Source organism: Stenotrophomonas sp. 3(2025), assembly GCF_052665395.1.
The window spans coordinates 39,114-64,575 of record NZ_JBQOIF010000008.1; the positions used below are offsets into that span (position 1 = coordinate 39,114).

General features: G+C 66.5%; 21 protein-coding genes and 1 pseudogene. 14 read left to right on the forward strand and 8 right to left on the reverse strand.

Annotated features, from left to right (window positions below; translation table 11 throughout):
- Positions 1-8: 8 nt before the first annotated feature.
- The 7 genes from kynU to asnS all read right to left on the reverse strand — a co-directional run bounded on the left by kynU (position 9) and on the right by asnS (position 5,395).
- Positions 9-1,283 carry a kynureninase gene (gene kynU, locus ACUXVE_RS08190; RefSeq protein ID WP_093819065.1) on the reverse strand — a complete coding sequence of 425 codons (1,275 nt, stop codon included), beginning with the start codon at positions 1,281-1,283 and terminating at the stop codon, positions 9-11.
- A gap of 141 nt (positions 1,284-1,424) precedes the next feature.
- A complete protein-coding gene (locus tag ACUXVE_RS08195) occupies positions 1,425-1,943 on the reverse strand; it encodes a 3-hydroxyanthranilate 3,4-dioxygenase (protein WP_093819066.1) in 519 nt (172 codons plus the stop codon).
- An 18-nt stretch (positions 1,944-1,961) separates the two neighbouring features.
- Positions 1,962-2,624, reverse strand: a complete 663-nt coding sequence (gene can, locus ACUXVE_RS08200; RefSeq protein WP_093819067.1) for a carbonate dehydratase — start codon at positions 2,622-2,624, stop codon at positions 1,962-1,964.
- A 73-nt stretch (positions 2,625-2,697) separates the two neighbouring features.
- Positions 2,698-3,336, reverse strand: a complete 639-nt coding sequence (locus ACUXVE_RS08205) for an FMN-binding negative transcriptional regulator (protein WP_445514189.1) — start codon at positions 3,334-3,336, stop codon at positions 2,698-2,700.
- Positions 3,337-3,345: 9 nt separating this feature from the next.
- Complete coding sequence (locus ACUXVE_RS08210; RefSeq protein WP_006376526.1) at positions 3,346-3,660, reverse strand: hypothetical protein; 315 nt, start codon at positions 3,658-3,660, stop codon at positions 3,346-3,348.
- Positions 3,661-3,667: 7 nt separating this feature from the next.
- Positions 3,668-3,967 (reverse strand): hypothetical protein, encoded by a 300-nt coding sequence (locus ACUXVE_RS08215; protein ID WP_006376524.1) that lies wholly within the window; start codon positions 3,965-3,967, stop codon positions 3,668-3,670.
- Positions 3,968-4,000: 33 nt separating this feature from the next.
- Positions 4,001-5,395 (reverse strand): asparagine--tRNA ligase, encoded by a 1,395-nt coding sequence (gene asnS, locus ACUXVE_RS08220; RefSeq protein ID WP_012511556.1) that lies wholly within the window; start codon positions 5,393-5,395, stop codon positions 4,001-4,003.
- A gap of 130 nt (positions 5,396-5,525) precedes the next feature.
- On the opposite strand from asnS, the gene ACUXVE_RS08225 reads away from it, so the two are divergent.
- From ACUXVE_RS08225 to zipA, 7 genes are all read left to right on the forward strand, one after another.
- On the forward strand, positions 5,526-5,864 hold the full coding sequence (locus ACUXVE_RS08225) for a HesB/IscA family protein (RefSeq protein ID WP_012511555.1): 339 nt from the start codon (positions 5,526-5,528) through the stop codon (positions 5,862-5,864).
- 93 nt (positions 5,865-5,957) lie between these two features.
- Complete coding sequence (locus ACUXVE_RS08230) at positions 5,958-6,500, forward strand: CbrC family protein (protein WP_445514190.1); 543 nt, start codon at positions 5,958-5,960, stop codon at positions 6,498-6,500.
- Positions 6,501-6,701: 201 nt separating this feature from the next.
- The gene (gene rpsF / locus ACUXVE_RS08235) at positions 6,702-7,139 is read left to right on the forward strand and encodes a 30S ribosomal protein S6 (protein WP_025876882.1); all 438 of its coding nucleotides are present in this window, start codon (positions 6,702-6,704) and stop codon (positions 7,137-7,139) included.
- A gap of 11 nt (positions 7,140-7,150) precedes the next feature.
- Positions 7,151-7,381 (forward strand): 30S ribosomal protein S18, encoded by a 231-nt coding sequence (gene rpsR, locus ACUXVE_RS08240; protein ID WP_002804494.1) that lies wholly within the window; start codon positions 7,151-7,153, stop codon positions 7,379-7,381.
- Between the two features lie 105 nt (positions 7,382-7,486).
- On the forward strand, positions 7,487-7,939 hold the full coding sequence (gene rplI, locus ACUXVE_RS08245) for a 50S ribosomal protein L9 (protein WP_049469063.1): 453 nt from the start codon (positions 7,487-7,489) through the stop codon (positions 7,937-7,939).
- 400 nt (positions 7,940-8,339) lie between these two features.
- Complete coding sequence (smc, locus tag ACUXVE_RS08250) at positions 8,340-11,843, forward strand: chromosome segregation protein SMC (protein ID WP_445514191.1); 3,504 nt, start codon at positions 8,340-8,342, stop codon at positions 11,841-11,843.
- Positions 11,844-11,889: 46 nt separating this feature from the next.
- Complete coding sequence (gene zipA / locus ACUXVE_RS08255; protein ID WP_093819073.1) at positions 11,890-12,627, forward strand: cell division protein ZipA; 738 nt, start codon at positions 11,890-11,892, stop codon at positions 12,625-12,627.
- Positions 12,628-12,700: 73 nt separating this feature from the next.
- On the opposite strand, the pseudogene ACUXVE_RS08260 reads toward zipA, so the two are convergent.
- Positions 12,701-13,665: pseudogene (locus ACUXVE_RS08260) on the reverse strand (aminotransferase class I/II-fold pyridoxal phosphate-dependent enzyme).
- 180 nt (positions 13,666-13,845) lie between these two features.
- Between ACUXVE_RS08260 and ligA the strand changes: the two are divergent.
- From ligA to ACUXVE_RS08295, 7 genes are all read left to right on the forward strand, one after another.
- Positions 13,846-16,317, forward strand: coding sequence for an NAD-dependent DNA ligase LigA (gene ligA, locus ACUXVE_RS08265; protein ID WP_445514241.1), 2,472 nt, complete (start codon positions 13,846-13,848; stop codon positions 16,315-16,317).
- Between the two features lie 51 nt (positions 16,318-16,368).
- Positions 16,369-16,854 carry a GNAT family N-acetyltransferase gene (locus ACUXVE_RS08270; protein ID WP_025876917.1) on the forward strand — a complete coding sequence of 162 codons (486 nt, stop codon included), beginning with the start codon at positions 16,369-16,371 and terminating at the stop codon, positions 16,852-16,854.
- Positions 16,851-17,807 (forward strand): EF-P lysine aminoacylase EpmA, encoded by a 957-nt coding sequence (epmA, locus tag ACUXVE_RS08275; protein ID WP_222388905.1) that lies wholly within the window; start codon positions 16,851-16,853, stop codon positions 17,805-17,807. Before ACUXVE_RS08270 ends, epmA begins: the two co-directional genes overlap by 4 nt.
- A 134-nt stretch (positions 17,808-17,941) precedes the next feature.
- Positions 17,942-18,673 (forward strand): DUF3011 domain-containing protein, encoded by a 732-nt coding sequence (locus ACUXVE_RS08280; RefSeq protein WP_025876921.1) that lies wholly within the window; start codon positions 17,942-17,944, stop codon positions 18,671-18,673.
- A gap of 47 nt (positions 18,674-18,720) precedes the next feature.
- Positions 18,721-19,785, forward strand: a complete 1,065-nt coding sequence (gene mtnA / locus ACUXVE_RS08285; RefSeq protein ID WP_032976294.1) for an S-methyl-5-thioribose-1-phosphate isomerase — start codon at positions 18,721-18,723, stop codon at positions 19,783-19,785.
- A 233-nt stretch (positions 19,786-20,018) separates the two neighbouring features.
- Positions 20,019-22,733, forward strand: coding sequence for a DNA gyrase subunit A (gene gyrA, locus ACUXVE_RS08290; protein WP_032976292.1), 2,715 nt, complete (start codon positions 20,019-20,021; stop codon positions 22,731-22,733).
- Positions 22,734-22,863: 130 nt separating this feature from the next.
- A complete protein-coding gene (locus ACUXVE_RS08295; protein WP_222388906.1) occupies positions 22,864-25,389 on the forward strand; it encodes a membrane-bound PQQ-dependent dehydrogenase, glucose/quinate/shikimate family in 2,526 nt (841 codons plus the stop codon).
- Positions 25,390-25,462 lie beyond the last annotated feature (73 nt).

The following is a 25,462-nucleotide window of genomic DNA, read 5'->3' on the forward strand; positions in this document are numbered from 1 at the left end:
AGGGCGGCTTACAGGCCAGCCCAGGCTTCCACTTCCTCGACGAAGTGGTGCACGTCGAGGTAGCGGTTGTAGAGCGGGGTGGGCGAGATGCGGATGACGTCCGGTTCGCGCCAGTCACCCAGCACGCCGATGGCGCGCAGGTGTTCGAACAGGGCGCGTCCACGCTCGCGGCCACCGATCACCCGCAGCGACAGCTGGCAGCCGCGGCGCTCCGGCTCGGCCGGGGTGACGATCTCAAGCACCTGCGGCAGGCGCGCGCGTACCAGTGCGTCGAGCATGCCGGTCAGTGCCAGCGACTTGCTGCGCAGCGATTCCATACCAGCGCGTTCGAACAGGTCCAGCGATGCCCGCAGTGGCGCCAGGCCGAGGATCGGCGGGTTGCTCAGCTGCCAGCCCTCGGCACCGACCGCCGGCGTGAACTGCGGTGCCATCTGGAAGCGGGTGGCTTCGTCGTGGCCCCACCAACCGGCGAAGCGCGGCAGGGTGGTGTCGCGATGATGGCGCTCGTGTACGAAGGCACCGGCCACGGCGCCCGGGCCGCTGTTGAGGTACTTGTAGTGGCACCACACGGCGAAATCCGGGGCGACGTCATGCAGGCGCAGCGGCAGGTTGCCGACCGAGTGCGCCAGGTCGAAGCCGATGCGCGCGCCCTGCAGGCGTGCGGCGCGGGTGATCGCATCCAGGTCGAAGGCCTGGCCGCTGCGGTACTGCACGCCGGGCCACAACACCAGCGCCAGGCGCGGACCGTGCGCGGCGATCGCACGCTCGATGGCAGCCATCGAGATCGTGCCGTTGGCTTCATCCGGCTGCACTTCCACCAGGCAGTCGGCCGGGTCGAAGCCATGGAAGCGGATCTGCGCCTCCACCGCATGGCGGTCGGTCGGGAACGCGCCGGCTTCCATCAGGATCACCGGGCGTTCGGCCGTGGGCCGGTAGAAGCTGACCATCATCAGGTGCAGGTTCACGCTCAGCGTGTTCATTGCCACCACTTCGCTGGGCAGTGCACCGACCACGCGCGCCAGCTGTGCGCTGACCAGGCGGTGGTACGACAGCCATTGGGTCGGCCCGGTGAAGTGGCCTTCCACTGCCAGTTCGCCCCACTGCTTCATCACTTCCTGCACCGCAGCCTGCGCACCGCGCGGCTGCAGGCCCAGCGAGTTGCCGACGAAGTAGGTCTGCTCACCGCCGCCGTGGCGCGGAATCAGGAATTCCTGCCGCAGCGGCCGCAGCGGATCGGCGGCATCAAGGGCAATGGCGTGGGTGCGGCTGAGCAGGTCGGACATGGTCGGGCAACAGGCTGCAACGGGGTTGCCAGTGTAGCGCCTGGGGCATGCATGATGCCTCGCGGTGCGCTCGCCGGGCGTGGCCCGGCGCTACCCGGAGGTCGCGTGCTTGGGTAGCGCCGGGCCATGCCCGGCGAACGTTCAATCCGCTGGCGCCGGCAACGGATCCACGTGGCCGCACGCGCTGCAGGTGCGCAGTTCCAGGCTGGCCTGGTAGTGCGCGAACACCTTCGGCAGGTCGGTCTCGATGTTCTGCAGCGTGAAGTACTCTTCGTACAGCTTGTGGTTGCAGCGCTCGCAATGCCAGATCACGCCATCGCGTTCATGCGGCAGGCGCTTGCGTTCCACCACCAGGCCGACGCCACCGGGCGGGCGCCGCGGTGAGTGCGGCACCTTGCCCGGCAGCAGGAAGATCTCGCCGGCCCGGATCGGGATATCGCGCACCGCGCCATCCTCCTGCACCTTCAGCACCATCTCCCCTTCCAGCTGGTAGAACCACTCCGGGCCTTCGTCGTAGTGGAAATCGGTGCGGCTGTTCGGCCCGCCGACCACCATCACGATGAAATCGCCGTTGTCGATCATCTTGTTGCCGACCGGCGGCTTCAACAGATGCCGGTTTTCCTCGATCCAGGCGTGCAGGTTTATCGGCGAAGCGAGCATGGTGTCTTCCCCAGGGGATCAGTCGCGCTTGCCCTTGCGCGGAACATAGGACAGCGCCTTTTCATAGGCCGGCTGCAGGTCTTCCTGGGAGCCGACGTCGATGCCCATCTCGCGCACGCGGCCGTCCTTCAGGCTGTACACCCAGCCGTGCACCATCAGCTTCTGGCCGCGGGCCCAGGCGTCCTGCACGATCGTGGAGCGGCACAGGTTGGCGACCTGCTCGATCACATTCAGTTCGCACAGGCGTGCGTGCTTGAGTTCATCGGTATCGATCGCATCGAGGATGGCGGTGTGCTTCTGCATGACATCACCGACGTGGCGCAGCCAGTTGTCAGCCAGGCCGACCCGGGTGTTGTGCAGGCATGCGTGTACGCCACCACAGCCGTAGTGGCCGACGATCAGGATGTGCTTCACCTTCAGCTGGTCCACCGCGTACTGCACCACGCTCAGGCAGTTCAGGTCGGTATGGGCGACCACGTTGGCCACGTTGCGATGCACGAACACCTCACCCGGGGCCATGCCGATGATCTGGTTGGCCGGCACGCGCGAGTCGGAACAGCCGATCCACAGGTATTCCGGATGCTGCTGCTTGGCCAGCTGATGGAAGAAATCCGGATCTTCCTTCTCGATCCGGTCAGCCCAGTCGCGGTTGTTCTGCAGCAGCTTGTGGATGTCTTTCATGTTCGGGGTCCCTGACGTCGGGTGGGGGCAAGGCGCGGCCGTTCTGGTCGCGTCGTCGCGGGAAACAGGGCGCTCAGCTGCCTGCGGCGGCTTCGTCGCGATACCGGCGCATCCACTGCGCCAGTTCGGTGGAATGGGGGTTGTCCAGGCGTTCCAGTTCGGCCATCACCGCCTGCTGGTTGGCCTCGGGGTGATTCTGGCTCAGCTTCAGCGTCAGCTGCACCTGCTCGACGGTGAAGCGGAAGCCGACGATGCCGCGCAGCTGGCGGCGGTGGTCGTCACGCTCGGGTTCGAACCGCCAGTTCTGGCCGACGCTGGCTTCGAAGTGGTCGCCGGTATCGCTGACCAGCTGGGCCAGGGCATCGGTATCGTCGAAGGGCTGCAACTGGCCGCGCAGCTCGGCGGCTGCGTAGTTCCAGGTGGGCACCCGTGCCATCGGTTCCTTGTCCGGGTACCAGCTGGCCGATACATAGCCATGCGGCCCCTCCACCAGCACCTTGGCCGCACCGCTGTGGCGTGCCTGCGGGTTGGCACGGGCCCAGTGGCCGCGCAGCTCGATGTGGTCGCCGTCGCGCTGGTACAGCACCGGCAGCCGGGTCAGTTCCGGCAGGCCATTGCCACCGGCGGTCAGCACGGTGACGAACGGATCACGCGCCAGCAGGCGATCCAGCCACAGCAGGTCGGTCTCGGCGAAAGCGCGCGGGGTGAACATCGGTTGGCCTCAGGCGCGGCTGCCGAGCGACTGCACCATGCGCCCGCGCAGGCCTTCGTCGCTGCCTGCCTGCGGTGGCTGCACTTCATGCAGCGAGAAACCGCGCACCAGGGCATCTTCTTCATCCAGGCCGTCGTACTCGACGAACTCGGCATCGAACAGCTGCGAGCGGGCGGTGTCTTCGCTGTCGTAGCTCAGCGTATTGCCATCGCTGTCCAGCACTTCGGCGGTGCCGGCCTCGCGGATGCGCAGGCGTGCCCAGATCAGGGTGTTGCCGAGGCTGGCCAGCCACCAGCTGTCGCGCACGTGGGAGAGTTCGTTCATGTGTGTCTTACCAGAGCGAGGCCAGCCAGAGCAGGGCAGCCATGCCCAGTCCGGCCAGCAGGGTCAGCAGCGATACCCAGGCGGGCGTCGCCAGCCCGGACAGCGAGCGGTCCGGCTGGGTGCGGTATTCGCGCCGCAGCAGCCAGCCCAGCGCATCGGGCTTGAGGAAGGCGCCACTGCCGAAGCGCTGCGCCAGCGCCGGATGGCGATCGCGCACATGCACCAGGGTCAGCGGCCAGAAAATCACGAAGGCACTGAACCCGGCCACTGCAACGCCGACGAAACACAGGGCGAAGAACAGGGTCATGGGGGCAGTACCTCCGTGGTCGTGCGTGTGGGCTTAGAAGTCCGCGCTGCCCGGGGCGCGCGGGTAGGGGATCGCATCGCGGATGTTGGACAGGCCGCAGACATACACCACCAGGCGCTCGAAGCCCAGGCCGAAGCCGGCGTGCGGTACCGAGCCGTAGCGGCGGAAATCGCGGTACCAGCTGTAGTGCTCGCGATCCAGGCCGAACTGCGCCATGCGTGCATCCAGCACGTCCAGGCGCTCTTCGCGCTGGCTGCCACCGATGATCTCGCCGATGCCCGGGGCCAGCACGTCCATCGCCGCGACGGTCTTGCCGTCATCGTTCAGGCGCATGTAGAAGGCCTTGATGTGCTCGGGGTAGTTGGTCACCACCACCGGGCGACCGACGTGTTCCTCGGTCAGCCAGCGCTCGTGCTCGGTCTGCAGGTCCAGGCCCCATTCGACCGGGAAGTCGAACTTCTTTCCGGACTTCTGCAGCAGGCTGACCGCATCGGTGTAGTCGATGCGTTCGAACGGCGCGTTGATGAAGTCTTCCAGCTTGGTGATCGCGTTCTTGTCCACGCGCTCGGCGATGAAGGCCAGGTCGTCGCCGCGCTCGTTGAGCACCGCGCGGAACAGGTACTTCAGGAATTCCTCGGCCAGGCGTGCGTCTTCGGCCAGGTCGGCGAAGGCGATTTCCGGCTCGATCATCCAGAACTCCGCCAGGTGGCGGGTGGTGTGGCTGTTCTCGGCGCGGAAGGTCGGGCCGAAGGTGTACACCTTGCTCAGCGCCAGGCAGTAGGCCTCGACGTTCAGCTGGCCGGACACGGTCAGGAAGGTTTCCTTGCCGAAGAAGTCGCGGCTGAAGTCGATCCCGCCCTGGGCGTCACGCGGCAGGTTCACCATGTCCAGGGTGGACACGCGGAACATCTGGCCGGCGCCTTCGGCGTCGGAGGTGGTGATGATCGGGGTGCTGATCCAGTTGAAGCCGTTCTCGTGGAAGAAGCGGTGCACGGCCTGGGCCAGGCAGTTGCGGATGCGGGTGACCGCGCCGAACAGGTTGGTGCGCGGGCGCAGGTGCGCCACTTCACGCAGGAACTCCGGCGTCATCGGCTTGGGCTGGATCGGGTAGGTGAGCGGGTCTTCGACCCAGCCGACCACCTCGACCGCGCTGGCCTGGATCTCGAACGACTGGCCCTTGCCCTGCGACTTCACCAGCGTGCCAGTGGCCACCAGCGAGCAGCCGGTGGTCAGGCGCTTGATCTCGTCGAAGTTGGCCAGCGCGTCGCCGGCCACGACCTGGATCGGGGCGAAGCAGGAGCCGTCGGTCACATTCACGAAAGCCAGATTTGCTGAACCGCGCACCGTGCGCACCCAACCGCGTACCGTGACTTCGCCACCTTCCGGGATCTTCCCGGCAAGCGCATGTTCAACGCTGACCACCGTCATGACTTGAATCCTCTGCTGATCGACTCGATCTATGAACACGGGAGTTTACCGGTTGCAGCGTTCTGCTTGCGAGGCATTTCTGCGGTCATCGGCTCCCTATAATGTCCCGGTACCTCTGGAGTGATCCACCATGGCTGTCAGCCTGACCCCTATTGCCTTCGAGCGCGTGCAGCGCTTCGTCGCCCAGACCCCCGGCGCGCTGGGCCTGCGTTTTGGCGTGACCAAGACCGGCTGCTCGGGCTGGGGCCACGTCACCGACCTGGCCCGCGACGAGCGCGCGGACGACACCGTGTTCGACCAGGACGGGGTGAAGATCTATGTCGACGCCAAGAGCTTGGCCCTGGTGGACGGCACCGTGATCGACTTCGGCAAGCACGGCCTGAGCGAGACCTTCACGTTCAGCAACCCGAATGCCACCGCCGAGTGTGGCTGCGGCGAAAGCTTCACCACCGACGCCGACAAGGCCTGACGGCCGATTCTGGCGCCCGCCGGACGTGGTCCGGCGCTATCGGAACCTGCTCTGGTAGATGCCGACCTTGGTCGGCAGGGAAGGGATCCACGGATGGAACGACCGCTTTTCATTTATCACCCCAACGCCTACGCCCTCTCCTTCGAAGAGGTCGAGGGGATCTGTGACTGCTGCGGTCAGTCGCGGATGCTTCGTTACCGGGGGCCGTTCTACACACCTCTGCGTCCCGATTACCTGTGCCCCTGGTGTATCGCCGATGGCAGGGCAGCGGCCAGTTACGAGGGTGAATTCACCGGCTGGAGCGATATCGAGGGGGTATCCCCGGATCCAGCCGACCCGCCGCCAACCATCGCCCGTGAGCTGCTGCTGGAGATCTGCGAGCGCACCCCGGGTTACTCGTCCTGGCAGCAATCGGTCTGGCTGAGCCATTGTGAACGGCCCTGCGCCTTCCTCGGCTTTGCCGGCAGCGAGGACCTCCTGCCCATCCTCGACCAGGTGCGGCCGGACGTGGCCGAGGTCAACCCGCGCGACGCCGACTGGCTGCTGGAACACCTGAGCCGGGACGGGGAGATGGTCGGCTGCCTGTTCCAGTGCCTGCAATGCGGCCAGCACCGCCTGCATGTGGATCTGGGGTAGCCCGGGGCGGTTTCCGCGTTCGCCGGGCATGGCCCGGCGCTACCAGATTCAGGTCGCTCTGCGGCTCGCCGGTTGCCCGGCAGCCCCATCTGCGCCATAATGCGCGGCTTCCTGCCTCCCTGGCAGGATCCCTTGCCCCACCGCGGTATCAACGGCGGGGGGCTGTCCGGCCGCAAGGCCACATCCGAAAGGTAGAAAAACATGAGTCGTCATTACGAAATCGTGTTCATGGTCCACCCGGACCAGAGCGAGCAGGTCCCGGCCATGATCGAGCGCTACAAGTCGCTGGTCGAGAACGGCAACGGCACCATCCACCGTCTGGAAGACTGGGGCCGCCGCCAGCTGGCGTACCCGATCCAGAACCTGGTGAAGGCGCACTACGTGCTGCTGAACATCGAAGTCGACCAGGCCGTGCTGACCGAACTGACCGAGAGCTTCCGCTTCAACGACGCCGTGCTGCGCAACCTGGTCATCAAGCGTGACGAGGCTGACACCGAGCAGTCGCTGATCATGAAGAGCAAGGACGAGAAGGGCGACAAGCCCGAGCGTGGTGAGCGTCGTCGTCGTGATGACGAAGAAGGCGAAACCACCCCCGCCGCTGACAACGATGCCGGCGACGACGCCGCTTCGGCCGCCTAAGGAGCACTGACATGTCCAAGTTCTTCCGTCGCCGCAAGTTCTGCAAGTTCACGGCTGAAGGTGTCAAGGAGATCGATTACAAGGATCTCAACACCCTGCGCCAGTACCTGACCGAGAACGGCAAGATCGTGCCGAGCCGCGTCACCGGTACCAAGTCGAAGTACCAGCGTCAGCTGGCGACCGCCGTCAAGCGCGCTCGCTTCCTGGCCCTGATTCCGTACACCGACAACCACGACGTCTGATGCCGGCGGGGCAGCTTCGCGCTGCCCCCGCTGTGCCAGCTATTCGGACAGCCTTTGTTGCGGGGCCCGCGCCTCGCTAACGAATAACTTATCTGGAGCAATACCATGCAGCTGATCCTCCTGCAGAAAGTCACCAACCTCGGCAACCTGGGCGACCTGGTCGACGTGAAGCCGGGCTACGGCCGTAACTTCCTCGTGCCGCAGGGCAAGGCCGTTCCGGCCACCGAGAGCAACAAGGCCGAGTTCGAAGCCAAGCGCGCCGAATACGAAGCCAAGGCCCAGTCCATCCACGCTGAAGCCGAAGCCCGCAAGGCCAAGCTGGAAGGCGCGAGCGTGACCGTCGCCGCCAACGCTTCGACCGAAGGCAAGCTGTACGGCTCGGTCGGCGCCCGCGAAATCGCTGATGCCTTCACCGCTGCCGGCCTGGCGCTGAGCAAGAGCGAAGTCATCCTGGGCGAAGGCGCCTTCCGCAACATTGGCGAGTACGAAGTCCTGGTGCACCTGCACGCGGACGTCGAGACCACCGTCAAGGTCGTGGTTGAAGCCGAAAAGGCCTGATCCCACGCCGCAAGGCCTGGTATCACCAGAACGGGCGCCCGCAAGGGTGCCCGTTTTGTTTTGGGGCGGCCCGTCCGGCCGGGCCGGTGCTTGGCCTGCTGCGCCTGCGCCGACAGAGCCTGGATGAATCCATGAAGATCAATGCGTTGGTCTCATTTTCCGGACCCGGGTTGGTGTCCGTGGCGGCCCCCGGCGGAGCCGGGAAGCGCGAGCGGGCGTGAGCGCTGAGCCTCCTGCCACGGCCATCCCGCCCGTGGAACATTGGCCCCGCTATACTCATTCCATTGCGTCACCCTTGGCCTTGTTGAATTCTTTTGAAATCAAGGGCTTGAGGTGCTGGCTGACCTGACATCCACTATGGTGGCGGCCGTAAGGCCCTTGCCCGGAACCCAATCACGCCATGCGTCTTTCCACGATCAAGCTGTCTGGCTTCAAGTCCTTCGTCGATCCGACCACCCTGCACCTGCCGACCAACATGACCGGCGTGGTGGGCCCCAATGGCTGCGGCAAGTCGAACATCATCGACGCGGTGCGTTGGGTCATGGGTGAAAGTTCGGCCAGCCGCCTGCGTGGTGACTCGCTCACCGACGTGATCTTCTCCGGTTCCAATGCCCGCAAGCCGGTCTCGCAGGCCACCGTCGAGCTGATCTTCGACAACTCCGACCACACGATCTCCGGCGAGTACGCCTCGTTCAACGAGATCTCGGTCAAGCGTACCGTCAGCCGTGACGGCAGCAGCAATTATTACCTCAACGGCACTAAGTGCCGCCGTCGCGACATCACCGACCTGTTCCTCGGCACCGGCCTGGGCCCGCGCAGCTACTCGATCATTGAGCAGGGCATGATCAGCCAGATCATCGAAGCGCGCCCGGAAGACCTGCGCGTGTACCTGGAAGAGGCCGCCGGCATCTCCAAGTACAAGGAACGCCGCAAGGAGACCGAGACCCGCATCCGCCACACCCGCGAGAACCTGGACCGCCTTGGCGACCTGCGCGAGGAAATCACCAAGCAGCTCGAGCACCTCAAGCGGCAGGCCAGGCAGGCCGAGCAGTACCAGGCGTTGCAGGAAGAGCGCCGGGTCAAGGACGCGGAGTGGAAGGCGCTGGAATACCGTGGCCTGGATGGTCGCCTGTCCAAGCTGCGCGAAGGGCTGTCGCAGGAAGAAACCAAGCTGCAGCAGCTGATTGCCGACCAGCGCGACGCCGAGGCGCGGATCGAGACTTCCCGCGTGCGCCGCGAGGAGGCTGCCGACGCGCTCAATGCCGCGCAGGCCGAGGTCTACCAGGTGGGCAGCACGCTGGCCCGCCTCGAACAGCAGATCCAGCACCAGCGCGAACTGTCGCAGCGCCTGCACAAGGCGCGCGATGAAACCCGCCAGGCACTGGCCGAACTGGGCCAGCACATCAGCGGCGACGAGGCCAAGCTGATGGTGCTGCGCGAAGCGGTCGATGCGGCCACCCCGCAGCTGGAAGCGCTGCAGGAAGAAAACGAGATCAAGCAGGAAGGCCTGCGTGAGGCCGAAGCGCGGTTGTCCGATTGGCAGCAGCGTTGGGAGCAGCACAGCTCGCAGAGCTCGGAAGCCTCGCGCGCCGGCGAGGTCGAGCGCACCCGCGTGGACTACCTGGACAAGCAGATCCTTGATGCCGATCGTCGCCGCGAAGCGCTGGCGGCCGAACGTGCCGGGCTGGACGTGGATGCACTGGAGGAAGTCTTCGAGCAGCTGCACCTGCAGCACGATACGCAGAAGACCGCGCTGGATGAGCTGACCGAGCAGGTCGAGGAGCGCAAGCACGGTGTCGCCGCCGTGCAGGAGCAGCAGCGCAACGGGCAGAACGAGCTGGCCGAGCTGCGCAAGCAGGTCAATGGCCTGCGCGGGCGCCTGTCTTCGCTGGAAACCCTGCAGCAGGCTGCACTCGGCCAGGAGCAGGGCGCGGCGGTGGCGTGGCTGAAGTCGCGTGGGCTGGATTCGGCCGCGCGCGTGGGTGAGCGCCTGGATGTTGATGCGGGTTGGGAAAACGCAGTGGAAAGCGCGCTCGGTCAATTGATCGAAGGCGTGCTGGTCGACGACCCGGCCAGCCTGGTCGATGCGTTGGGTGAGCTGGGCGAAGGCCGCATCGCGCTGGTTGCCAATGACGGTGCGGACCTGAAGGTTGCGCCGACCTCGCTGGCTGCACGCGTGCGTGGCCCGGCGCCGATCCGGCGCCTGCTTGCACGCCTGCACGGCGCGCGTGACCTTGCCGAAGCCAATGCACTGCAGGCCAGCCTGCCCGAGGGCGATTCCATCATCACCCAGGGCGGTGAACGCCTGGGCGAGGGCTGGGTGCGCGTGTCGCGCTCCGGCGCCGCCAAGCAGGGCGCGCTGCTGCGCGAACGCGAAATCAACGAACTGCGCGAGCAGATCGAGCAGCTGCAATCGCGCGAAGCCGAACTGGAAGAACAGCTGGCCGGTTTCCGCGAGCACCTGTTGGCCGCCGAACAGCAGCGCGAGGATGCGCAGCGTGCGCTGTACCTGGCGCACCGCGCGGTGTCCGAACTGGCCGGCCAGTTGCAGGGCCAGCAGGGCAAGGTGGAGGCGGCACGTACGCGCATCGACCGTATCGAAGGCGAGCTCAGCCAGTTGCTGGAGACCCTGGACATCAATCGCGAGCAGGCGCGTGAAGCGCGTGCGCGGTTGGAGAATGCGGTCAACAGCATGGGTGACCTGGAGTCGAACCGGCAGGGCCTGGAGGGCGAACGCCGTCAGTTGACCGAGGCGCGTGATCTGGCCCGCGACGCCGCCCGTGCGGTGCGCGAGCGGTCGCACGCGTTGGCCCTGACCCTGGAATCACAGCGCGCCCAGGTGGCGTCGTTGAGCCAGGCGCTGGAACGCATGAGCACCCAGCGTGGCCAGCTTGATGCACGCTTGGGCGAACTGCATTCGCAGCTGGACGAAGGCGATACCCCGGTCGAATCGCTGCAGGCCGAGCACCAGAACGCGCTGGAAGAGCGTGTCCGTGCCGATCGCGTGCTGACCGAAGCGCGCACGTTGCTGGATGGCATCGATGCCGAACTGCGCAACTACGAGCAGACCCGCCACCAGCGCGACGAGCAGGCGCTGTCCCAGCGCGAGCGCATCTCGCAGCGCAAGCTGGACCAGCAGGCGCTGGTACTCAGTGCCGAAACCCTGCAGGGCGCAGTGGAGAAGGCCGGTTTCGTGCTGCAGGATGTGATCAACGCGCTGCCCGAAGAGGCCCGCCTGGGCGACTGGGAGCAGGCCGTGCACCAGATCGACGGTCGCATGCGCCGGCTGGAGCCGGTCAACCTGGCCGCGATCCACGAGTATGGCGAAGCCTCGCAGCGCTCGGAGTATCTGGATGCCCAGCACGTGGACCTGACCACCGCGCTGGAGACCCTGGAAGATGCGATCCGCAAGATCGACCGCGAGACCCGGGGCCGTTTCAAGGACACCTTCGACCGTGTCAACGCCGGTGTGCAGGCGCTGTATCCGCGCCTGTTCGGTGGCGGCCACGCCTACCTGGAGCTGACCGGCGAAGACCTTCTCGATACCGGCGTGACCATCATGGCCCGTCCCCCGGGCAAGCGCGTGTCGAGCATCTCGCTGCTGTCCGGCGGCGAAAAGGCGATGACCGCCGTGGCGCTGGTGTTTGCGATCTTCCAGCTCAACCCGGCACCGTTCTGCCTGCTGGACGAGGTGGACGCGCCGCTGGATGAAGCCAACGTCGGCCGCCTGGCCAACATGGTCAAGGAAATGAGCGAGAAGGTGCAGTTCCTGTTCGTCAGCCACAACAAGGCCACGATGGAAGCGGCGCACCAGTTGTCGGGCGTGACGATGCGCGAGCCGGGAGTCAGCCGCCTGGTCAGCGTGGACCTGGAAGAAGCCGCGCGATTGGCGGGCGCGGCCTGACGTGCCATCCTAGTTACCTGAATGAACTAGCCGGAGAACCTAACGAATGTCCGACACGGCACTGTTGCGCATCGGCATCCTGGCCGCCGGCCTGCTGTTGGTCGCTGCGATCTTCCTGTTTGGCCGCCCGAAAAAGAAGCCCCAGGGTCGTCGCCTCGATAGCGCTGAACCGAGCAGCGGCGAGCGTCGCGAGCCGGTGCTGGGCGAGGATGGCGTGCCTGTGGCCGGCGACCGCGTCGAGCCTGGCATGGGCGAGACGGTCGAGCAGGCCGAACTGGGGCTGCCCGATGTCGATGGCGCGGCCAGCGACCTGGGCAAGCGTGCGACGCAGGATTTCGACAAGATCGTTTCGCTGTTCGTGGCCGCCCGCGCCGGTGAGCAGCTGCGCGGCGAAGACATCGTCGTGGCAGCGGAGAAGACCGGCCTGGTGTTTGGCCACATGAATGTCTTCCACCGGCTGGTGGAGGGGCATCCCGAGCGAGGCCCGATCTTCTCGATGGCCAGCATCATGAAGCCGGGCAGCTTCGACATGGGCAACATCCGCGCCATGGAAACCCCGGCCATCGCCTTCTTCCTGACCCTGCCGGCACCGCTGACCGCGCTGGACGCCTGGGAGAAGATGCTGCCGACCGTGCAGCGCATGGCTGAACTGCTCGATGGCGTGGTGCTGGATGACAGCCGCAACGCGCTCGGCCGCCAGCGCATCGCCCACATCCGTGATGAGCTGCGCGCCTATGACCGCCAGCACCAGGCGCCGCCGCTGACCAAGACCCCGCGCTGGTAAGCGCGGCAGGTCCTGGCGTGCCGACCAACGGTCGGCACCCACGGCAGTAGATCCACGCCATGCGTGGATAGGGTCAGACCGGTACGCCGGCCACCTTCGCGAACGCGCTGCGGAAGCGCGCCATCTCTTCCTCGGTGCCCACGGTCACGCGCACGCGCTGCGGCCAGATCGGCCAGCTGCGGCCGATCACCACGCCGTTGTCCGCCATCGCCCTGGCAAAGGCGGCACCGTCGCGCTGCACATCCACCACGAAGCAGTTCGCTTCGGTCGGCAGGCAGTCGAAACCACGCTTGCCCAGCCAGGCGATGGTGGCCTGCCGGACCTTGGCGTTCTGCAAGCGTCGCTGCGGGATCAACTGCGGGTCACGCAGGCTGGCCAGTGCCGCTGCAAGGGCGGGCACCGGCAGCGGGTTCTCGCCCAGGCTCGCCAGCTCGCGCAGGCGCTCCGGATGCGCTGCAGCCAGGCCAAGACGCAGGCCGGCCATGCCGTACAGCTTGGAGAAGGTGCGCAGCACGATCAGGTCATCGCGCTGGGCCACCTGTGCAATCAGGCTGGGCTGTTGGCTGTACTGCAGATAGGCCTCGTCCAGCAGCACCCGGGTACCTGCGGGCTTGTTGGCCAGCAGCCAGGCCAGCTCGTTGGCCGGACTGATCGAGCCGGTGGGGTTGTTGGGATTGCACACGTACAGCAGGCCGGTCGGCCGCGCGTGCGCGGCGGCCACCATCGCGCGCAGGTCGTGCGCGCCATCGCCGCCCAGCGGCACCTTCTGCACGTGGGCGCCACGCGCAGCTGCCATCTCGCCCAGCGTCTCGAAGGTCGGGTCGGCCACCACCAGGCCCGCCTGCGGGCCGGTCCACAGTCCGGCGAGGGGCCATAGGGGCATTCGTTGAAGTTCAGCAGCACCGCGCCCGCATCGGCGGGTGGCGGCGCAACGGTCGCCGGCTGTGCCTGGGCCGACCGGGGCAGGCCGCTGCTGGCGAGGGCGAGACCGGCACCGGCCAGCTGCAGGAAGTGGCGACGGGAGGCGGGCAAGGTCACAGGGGACGGTTCCGGAAGGGCGACCGACGCACGCTAGCGCTGGTGGTCAGCGTGGGCAAGGGGGTATGCAGCGTCTCCAATCATGCGCGACCGTTGCTCGCCGCCAGTCCCGCATGTCCCAGTTCTACAAGGTGCTGCGCGCAGGCGCGGTAGAATTCCCGGCCATCCCAGAACCCGCGGATTCCGATGAGCCCCAGCCCCGCCGAACGTGCCGAAGACCTGCGCCGGCAGATCGCCCAGGCCAATCGCGCCTATCACGAGCTGGATGCGCCGGAGATCCCCGACGTCGACTACGACCGCCTGGTGCGCGAACTGGAGGCGCTGGAGCGCGAGCATCCTGATCTCGCCCGTGCCGACAGCCCGACCCAGCAGGTCGGCGCACGTCCGTCGGGACGTTTCGCCGAAGTCACCCATGCGGTACCGATGCTGTCGCTGTCCAATGCCTTCAGCGATGAGGAAGTGGCCGACTTCGTGCGCCGCATCGATGAGCGCCTGCGCCGCGGCACGCTGCGTTTTTCCGCCGAACCGAAGATGGACGGCCTGGCGATCAGCCTGCGTTATGAGGACGGTCATTTCGTGCTGGGCGCCACCCGGGGCGATGGCAGCACCGGTGAGGACGTGACCGCCAACCTGCGCGAGATCGGCGACATTCCCAAGCGCCTGAAAGGCAGGGACTGGCCGGATGTGCTGGAAGTGCGCGGTGAGGTCTACATGGCCCGCGCCGACTTCGAGGCCTACAACGAGCGCGCGCGCCTGCACGGTGGCAAGGTGCTGGCCAATCCGCGCAATGCCGCGGCCGGTTCGCTGCGCCAGCTTGACCCGAAGATCAGCGCGCAGCGCAGGCTCAGTTTCTTCACCTACGGTACCGGTGAAGTGCAGGGCGGTGAGTTGCCCGATACGCACTCGGGCACGCTGGCGCAGCTGCGCGACTGGGGTTTCCCGGTCAGCGACCTGTGCAAGGTGGTGGAAGGCAGCGACGGCCTGCTGGCGTACTACCGTGACATCGGCGAGCGTCGCGACGGCCTGGCATTCGACATTGATGGCGTGGTCTACAAGCTCGATGACCGCGCCGGCCAGCAGGCCATGGGCTTCGTGTCGCGCGCACCACGCTGGGCCATCGCGCACAAGTTCCCGGCGCAGGAACAGAGCACGACGCTGGAGGCCATCGAAATCCAGATCGGCCGCACCGGTGCCGCCACTCCGGTGGCGCGCCTGGCGCCGGTCGCGGTGGCCGGTGTGATCGTCTCCAATGCCACCCTGCACAACGCCGACCAGATCGCGCGCCTGGATGTGCGCGTGGGCGACAGCGTGATCGTGCGCCGGGCCGGCGATGTGATTCCGGAAGTGGTCAGCGTCATTCTCGACCGCCGTCCCGCCGGCACCACGCCCTGGCAGATGCCGACCAGCTGCCCGGTGTGCGGCTCGGAGATCGTGCGCGAGGAAGGGGCTGCTGCCTGGCGTTGTTCGGGCGAGCTGTCCTGCCCGGCGCAGCGCAAGGAGGCCATCGCCCACTTCGCCTCGCGACGGGCGATGGATATCGACGGTCTCGGCGACAAGTACATCGAAACCCTGGTGGACGCCGGCATCGTCAGCAGCGTGGCTGATCTGTACCGCCTCACCCGCGACCAGCTGCTGCACCTGAAGCTGGTGCTGGATGCTGAAGATCCTTCCGCGCTCGCGGCCAGCCTGAAACTGCACCTGCCGGCCGAGGGCAGCGGCGCGGTGCTCAACGCTGTGTTGAAGCTGGATGGCAACGACGCGGGGTGGCGCGCGCAGGCACTGGCGCAGCCGGCAGCCTTTGAATGGAACACAAAGAAGATCGCGACCAAATGGGCTGACAACCTGATCGCTGCGATCGATGCCAGCCGTGATGCCACGCTGGAGCGCCTGCTGTTCGCACTGGGCATCGAGCACGTCGGCGAGAGCACCGCCAAGGCACTGGCACAGTGGTTTGGCGATCTGGCGTTGATCCGTCGCCTGCCGTGGCCGTTGTTCAAGCGCGTGCCCGACATCGGTGGCGAAGTGGCGCGCTCGCTGGGCCACTTCTTCGAACAGGAAGGCAACCAGCAGGCCATCGACGCGCTGCTGCAGGTGGGGCAGGTGCGCATCAGCGACGTGCACCCGCCAAGTGCGAAGCTGCGCGAGGGGCTGGACCTGGCCCAGTTGCTGGTCGAAGCGGAGATTCCCGGTATTACCCGCCTGCGCGCCGAAAAACTGGTCGCAGTACTGCCCAGCGCGCAGGCGGTGCTGGACGCCGAGCACGGCCAGTTCGTCAACGCCGGCCTGCCCGACGACACCGCGCGCGGCGTCGCTGACTGGCTGGACAGCGAGGGCCATGGCGCGATGTTGCTGGCCGCCGAAGTGGAGATGAAGCACATCCTGGCCAGTGCGCCGGCCCTGGCCGACGTGGTGGCCGGTCCGCTGGACGGGCAGACGGTGGTGCTTACCGGCACGCTGGCCCAGCTCAACCGCGATACCGCCAAGGAGCGCTTGGAGGCGCTGGGCGCCAAGGTGTCGGGCAGCGTGTCGAAGAAGACCAGTTTCGTGGTGGCCGGCACCGAAGCGGGTTCAAAGCTGGACAAGGCGCAATCGCTGGGCGTTCCGGTGTGGGATGAAGAACGCCTGCTGGCCTACCTGGCCGAACACGAGTGATGAACCGGCCGGGTGCGCAGGCACCCGGCACGCAACCGCAAAGGAACACTGATGCAGACCGCTCCGCTGGATTTCCGCCTGGCCACCCGTGCCGACGAGGAACTGCTGATCGCGCTGATGCGCGATTTCTACGCCGAAGACAAGATCGAATTCGACGATGCGCGCGTGCGCCGTGGTGTCGATGCGCTGCTGGCCGATCCGCGCAACGGGGAAGTGCTGCTGTGGCTGGACGAGGCCGCGGCCGTCGTTGGCTATGCGGTCATCGCGATGGGCTTCAGCCTGGAGCAGGGCGGCCATTTCATGCTGCTCGACGAGCTCTACCTCAGCCACCGCGCGCGTGGCCGTGGCCGCGGCAAGCGGGCACTGGCCATCTGCGAACAACGCGCGCGCGGGCGTGGTGTCAGCCGGCTGCGGCTGGAGGTGAACCATCACAACGAACTGGCGCGCCGCCTGTACCTGGCCAGTGGCTACATCGACGACACGCGCGATCTGCTGACCCTGCCGCTGGACCATCCGCGCCCGGAGGGCATCCTGTGAGCGAGGCACTGCTGCGCAGCCTGCAACAGCGTGCCAGCCTCAATGCGCTGGTGCGGCGCTTCTTCGCCGAGCGTGGCGTGCTGGAAGTGGAAACGCCGATTCTTTCCGTGGCGGGCAACACCGAGCCGAATATCGACAGCTTCCACACCGACTTCAGCGGCCACGTCGATGCGGGCGGACGCCGACGCTGGCTGCGTACCTCGCCGGAGTTCCCACTCAAGCGCCTGCTCGCTGCCGGCGTGGGCGACTGCTATGAGCTGGGCCGGGTGTTCCGCAATGGCGAAGCCGGTGGCCGCCACAATCCCGAGTTCACCATGCTGGAGTGGTATCGGGTTGGCTGGGACCACCATCGGTTGCTGCAGGAAACCGCGGAACTGGTGGTGCAGGCACTGGCGCTGGTTGGCCGCAGCGCGACGCTGCGCGTGCTGAGCTATCGCGAACTGTTCCAGCAACAGGCCGGCGTGGACCCGTTTGATGCCGATGAGGGCCAACTGCGCGCCGCGCTGGGCGAGGTGCACATCGATCCGGTGGGCCTGACCCGCGATGATTGGCTGGATCTGTTGATGACCCACCGTATCCAACCACACTTCGATGACACGGTCATGACCGTGGTCCACGACTGGCCCGCCAGCCAAGCGGCACTGGCGCGCATCCGCCCCGGGACGCCCCCGCTGGCCGAGCGTTTCGAGTTGTACCTGGGCGCGGTGGAGCTGGCCAATGGCTATCATGAACTGAACGATGCGGCTGAACAGCGCGCGCGTTTCCAGCATGACCTGCAGCGCCGCCATGCACGGGGGCAGGTACAGCCCGCGCTGGATGAAGCCTTGTTGCATGCACTGCCTGCAATGCCCGCCTGTGCCGGTGTTGCCGTTGGCATTGATCGCCTGCTGATGGCGATGCACCGCACACCGCGCATCGCCGACGTGCTTGCATTCGATTTCGCCCACGCATGAGCCCATTTCCCCCGGACCTGGCAGGCTGAACGAAAACACGCGTCTGCGCGCTTGATTCAGCAACCACGATGATGCTCTTATCACAGCCGATGCCGCACACTTGCGTCGTGGTTCATCCATTCATGGGGAAGGCTTTGGTCAAGTGGTTTGCGGTCGTAGCGGCACCTATGTACTCCGTGGCGATATGGGGTGGCCTGCTTCCGTCGACCGCATCGGCGCAGTCGCTTGGCTATGACAGCGAAGTGGTGACCTGCGAATCCCGCGACATGGGTTGGGTGCATTGCGACATCGATGTCAGCAACGGCGTTGACCTGATCCGCCAGTTGTCCAACAACAGCTGCATCCGTGGCAGCGAATGGGGCACCGACCGCAGTGGCGTGTGGGTTACCTTGGGCTGCCGCGCCGAGTTCCGCGCGCGCGGTGCAGAGACTGATGCCGTGCCCTCGGCCGAGGGCCGCAAGCGACTGGTGCGGCGGGTGGTGCGCTGTGAGTCCAACGGTCGCCCGCAGAGCTGCCCGGTACGCCTGGACGGTGCGCCGGTACGGTTGCTGCGGCAACTGTCGGTGCTGCCGTGCCGGGAAGGGCAGGGCTGGGGCTACAAGCGCAATGAGGTGTGGACCACCCGCGGTTGCCAGGGTGATTTCGAGGTGGCCGACGAGCAGGGCCGTTTCGTCGACATGCCGCGCCGGCTGACCTGCGAATCCAAGTCCAAGAAGCGCCGCTTCTGTGGCGCCAGCATCTCCACCAGCGCCACCCTCTCCAACCAGCTTTCCAGCACGCCATGCGAGGAAGGCAGCACCTGGGGCTGGAACCGCAACGGCATCTGGGTCGACGGCGGCTGCCGCGCCGAATTCTCGGTGAACTGACCCCGGACGGGGTCCATCCGTGCGTGGCGTGGCCCTACAATGGGGCCATGAATACCGCCACCGACCTCGACTACGCCCGCTACGACCACATCCGCCCGATCCTGTGGACCGGCGATGCCCTGCAACTGCTCGACCAGCGCAAGCTGCCGTTCGTGGTCGAGCATGTGGCCTGCCATGACAGCGATGAGGTGGCTGCCGCCATCCACGCCCTGACCGTGCGCGGTGCGCCGGCCATTGGCATCGCTGCCGCCTGGGGTGTGGTGCTGGCCGCACGTGATGTGCAGGCTGCCGATGGCGCGCATGCGCTGCAGCAGCTGGAACCGGCGCTGCAGCGGCTGAATGCTTCGCGCCCGACCGCGGTCAACCTGGCCTGGGCGCTGGCACGCATGCGACGTTGCCTGAGCGCTGCCGGTGCCGACTGGAAGGCGTTGCTGGAGGCTGAAGCGCAAGCGATCGCCGAAGAAGACCTGGCCGCCAACCGCCACATGGGCGCACTCGGTGCCGGCCTGATCGAGGCCGGCAGCGGCGTGTTGACCCATTGCAATACCGGCTCGCTGGCCACCGCTGGCTTCGGTACGGCGCTGGGCGTGATCCGCGCCGGCATGGCCCAGGACCGCATCGCCCGTGTGTTTGCAGGTGAGACCCGGCCGTGGTTGCAGGGGGCGCGCCTGACGGTATGGGAGCTGCAGCAGGACGGCATCGACGCGACGCTGATCGCCGACTCTGCCGCCTCGCACCTGATGAAGACCGGTGCGGTGCAGTGGGTGATCGTGGGCGCCGATCGCATCTGCGCCAATGGCGATACCGCCAACAAGATCGGCACCTACCAGCTGGCCATCGCGGCCCGCCACCACGGGGTGAAGTTCATGGTCGTGGCGCCGTCCTCGACGGTGGACATGGATACCGTGGACGGCAGCCAGATCGAGATCGAGCAGCGCGACCCGGGCGAACTGTACGGCGTGGGCGGCACCCGTACCGTGGCCGAGGGCATCGCCGCCTGGAACCCGGTGTTCGATGTCACCCCGGGCGAGCTGATCGATGCCATCGTGACCGAGCGGGGGGTGATCCTGAACCCGACCGCGGAGAACATGCGCGCCGCCTTTGGCGGTTGACGCGGGCAGGGGCGGCTGCCTTTCCGCTGGAAAGGGCTCCGACCCCGGCATCCGGTAGTGCCGGCCGCTGGCCGGCAACCCCCTAAGTTCCTGATTTGTGCCGGTAAAATCACCGTAAAGGCAGGCGGAAAACGGCCCCGTGTGGTAGAATCCAGCGGTTGAATCGAGGTTCCGGCACGATCACCCCCGGGTGGATGCGCCGGACTGGACCGCTACCAGACAACGGAACCCGAATGGCAGAAACCGCCAAGGAAATCATCCAGGTCAACCTGGAAGACGAGATGCGCAAGAGCTACCTCGATTACGCCATGAGCGTGATCGTGGGGCGCGCGCTGCCAGATGCGCGCGATGGCCTCAAGCCGGTGCATCGTCGTGTGCTGTTTGCGATGAATGAACTCAACGCGCACAGCAACAAGCCCTACTTCAAGTCGGCACGTATCGTCGGTGACGTCATCGGTAAGTACCACCCGCATGGCGACCAGTCGGTGTACGACACGCTGGTGCGATTGGCACAGCCGTTCTCGCTGCGCTACATGCTGGTCGATGGCCAGGGTAACTTCGGTTCGGTCGACGGCGACTCCGCCGCGGCGATGCGATACACCGAGGCGCGCATGTCGCGGCTCGCGCATGAGCTGATGGCGGACATCGACAAGGAAACCGTCGATTTCCAGCCCAACTACGACGAAAAGGAGCTGGAGCCGACGGTCATGCCGACCCGGTTCCCGAACCTGCTGGTCAATGGTTCGGCCGGTATCGCGGTGGGCATGGCGACCAACATTCCGCCGCACAACCTCACCGAATCGATCAATGCCTGCATCGCGCTGATCGACAATCCGGAAATCGATATCGATGGCCTGATGGAGTTCATCCCGGGCCCGGATTTCCCGACTGCGGGCATCATCAACGGCACCGCCGGCATCATCGCCGGTTACCGCACCGGCCGTGGCCGCGTGCGCATCCGTGCCAAGGCGGATGTCGAAGTGGCCGACAACGGCCGCGAGTCGATCATCGTCACTGAAATTCCTTACCAGGTGAACAAGGCGCGTCTGATCGAGAAGATCGCCGAGCTGGTCAAGGAAAAGAAGATCGAAGGCATCAGCGAGCTGCGCGATGAGTCCGACAAGGACGGCATGCGCATCTACATCGAAATCAAGCGCGGCGAGTCGGCCGAGGTTGTGCTCAACAACCTCTACCAGCAGACCCAGATGGAGTCGGTGTTCGGCATCAACATGGTGGCGCTGGTCGACGGCCGCCCGCAGTTGATGAACCTCAAGCAGATGCTGGAGGCCTTCGTCCGCCACCGCCGCGAAGTGGTTACCCGCCGCACCGTGTTCGAGCTGCGCAAGGCGCGCGCCCGTGCCCACGTGCTGGAAGGCCTGACCGTTGCGCTGGCCAACATCGACGAGATGATCGAACTGATCAAGACCTCGCCGAACCCCACCGAGGCACGCGAGCGCATGCTTGCGCGCCTGTGGGAACCGGGCCTGGTCGGTTCGATGCTCGGCGCTGCCGGTGCCGAAGCCTCGCGTCCCGATGACCTGCCCAAGGGCGTGGGCCTGATAGAAGGCGGCTACCAGCTGACCGAGATCCAGGCGACGCAGATCCTGGAAATGCGCCTGCACCGCCTGACCGGGCTGGAGCAGGACCGCCTGACCGAGGAATACAAGCAGCTGCTGGAAGTGATCGCCGGGCTGATCCATATCCTGGAAGATCCCGATCGCCTGCTGCAGGTGATCCGCGAAGAGCTGATCAACGTGCGGGCCGAGTTCGGTGACGAGCGCCGTACCGAGATCCGCCACAGCGAAGAAGACCTGGACATCCTCGACCTGATCGCCCCGGAAGACGTGGTGGTCACCCTGTCGCATGCCGGTTACGTGAAGCGCCAGCCGGTCAGCGCCTATCGCGCCCAGCGTCGAGGCGGCCGTGGCCGCAGCGCGGCGTCGACCAAGGAAGAGGATTTCATCGAGCAGCTGTGGCTGGTCAACACGCACGACACGCTGCTGACCTTCACCAGTTCGGGCAAGGTGTTCTGGCTGCCGGTCTACCAGCTGCCTGAAGCCGGTTCCAACGCCCGCGGTCGTCCGATCATCAACTGGATCCCGCTGGAGCCGGGCGAGCGCGTGCAGGCCGTGCTGCCGGTGCGCGAGTACGCCGATGGCCAGTTCGTGTTCTTCGCCACCAAGAACGGTACGGTCAAGAAGACCCCGCTGGGCGAGTTCGCCTTCCGTCTGGCCCGCGGCAAGATCGCGATCAACCTCGACGAGGGCGATGCCCTGGTCGGCGTCGGCCTGACCGATGGCGAGCGCGACATCCTGCTGTTCGCCTCCAACGGCAAGACCGTGCGCTTCGGTGAAGACAAGGTGCGCTCGATGGGTCGTACCGCTACCGGCGTGCGCGGCATCAGGATGCCGGCCGGCGAGGAAGTGGTCAGCCTGATCGTGGCCGAGAGTGCTGGCGGCATCGAGGACGAGAACGAGGACGACAACGGTGTCGAGGAAGCCGTCGCCAATGGCGATGCGCTGATCGAAGGTGCCGACGACGCCAACCTGCGTTACATCCTCACCGCCACCGAAAACGGCTACGGCAAGCGCACCCCGCTGCCGGACTACCCGCGCAAGGGGCGTGGCACGCAGGGCGTCATCGGTATCCAGACTACCGAGCGCAATGGCAAGCTGGTTGCCGCCGTGCTGATGGGTACCGACGATGAGGTGCTGCTGATCTCCGATGGCGGCACCCTGGTGCGTACCCGTGGCTCGGAAATCAGCCGCGTCGGCCGCAACACCCAGGGCGTGACCCTGATCCGCCTGTCCAAGGACGAGAAGCTGCAGGCGGTGGAGCGCATGGATGCCTCGATCGACGAGGACGAGGACGAGGTGGCCGCCGCTGCCCCGGCCACGACCGACGGCGCACCGGCTGCTGCCAGCAGCGAGGACGCCGCGCAGGAGTGATCCTGCCGCGATGCTGAGGTACCCGACGACGCCGGCCTTGTGCCGGCGTCGTCGTGTCTGCAGTCGAAAATACGCACGCACTTCACGGTGACGGTGGCATAAGGGCGCATGCTGCCCCCGGAGATCGACGATGTCCGCCACGCCGCAGTCTGCTTCCGCGCCTCCGCCCCGCCATCCTCTCGTTACCGTGCTGGCCCTGTTGCTGATCGTGCTCGGCCTGGTCATCGGCGGCCTTGGTGCGTGGCTGCTCAGTCTCGGTGGCTCCTGGTACTACGCCATTGCCGGCCTCGGCCTGCTGGTCTGCGGCATCCTGTTGTGGGGCAATCGGCGTAGCGGTGCACTGCTGTACGCACTGGTGTTCATCGGCAGCCTGCTGTGGACCTGGTGGGAGTCGGGCAGCGATTACTGGCGCTGGGTACCGCGGCTGGGCCTGGTGACCGCCCTTGGCATCGTCCTGGCATTGCTGGCGCCGACCCTGCAGGCGCCGGTGCCCAGGCGGCTGTCGCGCAGCGTGGCCGCTGTACTGATGCTGGTCTTCGTGGCCGCCTTCGGCCTCGCGTTCACCCCGCATGGCGTGGTCGACGGGCATCAGCCGTTCCCCGAGCCGGCGGTCGGCGCCGGGCTTGATCCCACCCGTGACACCACCGGCCTGCAGCCTGCCGACCAACCGGCCGAGGGCGACTGGCCGGCATGGGGGCGCAGCAATGCGGCCACCCGCTATTCGCCGCTGCAGCAGGTCACCCCGGAAAACGTGGGAACCCTGCAACTGGCGTGGCAGTTCCGCACCGGCGACCTGCCGAAGAAGCGCTGGGGTGCGGAAACCACGCCACTGAAGATCGGTGATCGGTTGTACCTGTGCACCGCACGCAATCAGTTGATCGCCCTCGATGCCGGCAGCGGCAAGGAGCTATGGCGTTTCGATCCGAAGGTGAAAGATGCGTCGATCCCGTACACGGCCGCCTGCCGTGGCGTGTCCTATTACGAGCTGCCCAGCGCGCCGACCCTCGCCGATGCCGCACTGGCTGACGTGGCTGCCGATCTCGCGCTGCCTGCACCGCCGCCGACCCGCACCCACCAGAGCGCGGCGCCAGGGAGCCGCCCAGCCTGCAGCGCACGCATCATCGAAGGCACGCTGGACGGCCGCCTGATCGCGGTGGACGCCGACAGCGGTCGCCCCTGCGCGAATTTCGGCAACAACGGCCAGGTCGACATCACCCTGGGCATGGGCGAGGTGCCGCCGGGTTACGTATCGATCACCTCGCCGCCGGCGATCGTCCGCGGTGTCATCGTCACCGGCCACCAGGTACTGGACGGCCAGCGCCGCGACGCGCCCTCCGGCGTCATCCAGGCCTACGACGCGATCAGCGGCAAGCTGCGCTGGGCGTGGGACATGGACCAGCCCGAGCGCAGCGGCCTGCCACCGCGCGAGCAGACCTACACACGTGGCACACCGAACATGTGGACCACCGCGACCGGCGATGAAGCACTGGGCCTGGTGTACCTGCCGATGGGCAATTCCGCAGGCGACTACTGGAGTGGCTCGCGCACCGAAAACCAGAACAGGTACGCGACCTCGCTGGTCGCCATCGATGTGGATACCGGCAAGCCGGTCTGGCATTTCCAGGCCGTGCGCAAGGACGTCTGGGACTACGACCTGGGTTCGCAGGCCAGCCTGATCGACTACCCGACGGCATCGGGCAAGGTGCCGGCGATCCTGCTGCCCACCAAGCAGGGCGACATGTACATCCTCGACCGTCGCAACGGCCAGCTGCTGACCCCGGCCGAGGAGCGCAAGGTGCCACAGGGCGGCGTGGAACCCGAGCAGCGTGCCGCCACCCAGCTGTTCTCGCTGTACCACACGTTGCGGCGCGACGACGCGCTGACCGAGCGCGACATGTGGGGCATCACCCCCATCGACCAGCTGGTCTGCCGAATCCAGTTCCGCAAGGCACATTACGAAGGGTTCTACACACCGCCCAGCAGCGATCACCACTCCATCGAATACCCCGGCTACAACGGTGGCTCGGACTGGGGAAGCGTGGCCATCGATACGCGGCGTGGCGTGATCGTGGCCAACTACAACGACATGCCCAACTACAACCGGCTGGTGCCGCGCGCCGAAGCCGACCGCAAGGGCTGGCTGCCGCGCGAGCAGATGCGCGCCGACAAGGGGGGGGCCGAAGGCGCAGGGGATCCGCAGGTCGGCACGCCCTATGGCATCGACGTCAACGCCGGTTGGCGGCTGCCGTTCACCGGCCTGCTGTGCAAGCAGCCGCCCTATGGCGGTATCCGTGCGATCGACCTGCGCAGCGGCAAGCTGCTGTGGGACCGGCCGTTCGGCAGCGCGCGTGGCAACGGCCCCTTCGGCATCCGCTCCGGCCTGCCCATTGAAATCGGCACGCCGAACAATGGCGGTTCGGTGGTGACCGCCAGCGGCCTGATCTTTATCGCCGCAGCGACCGATGACCTGCTGCGTGCCATCGACCTGAAGACCGGCAAGGAGCTGTGGCACACCAAGCTGCCGGCAGGTGGACAGGCCAACCCGATGGTGTACGAGCAGGGCGGGCGGCAGTACGTGGTCATCATGGCTGGCGGGCACCACTTCATGGAGACGCCGGCCGGGGATTACGTGATGGCGTATGCGTTGCCGGAATAGCTCAAGGAGCTGCGTGCGGCTGTAGTGCATGGACTCTATGCGATTGTCCTCTAGGATGGCGCTACGTTCTGCC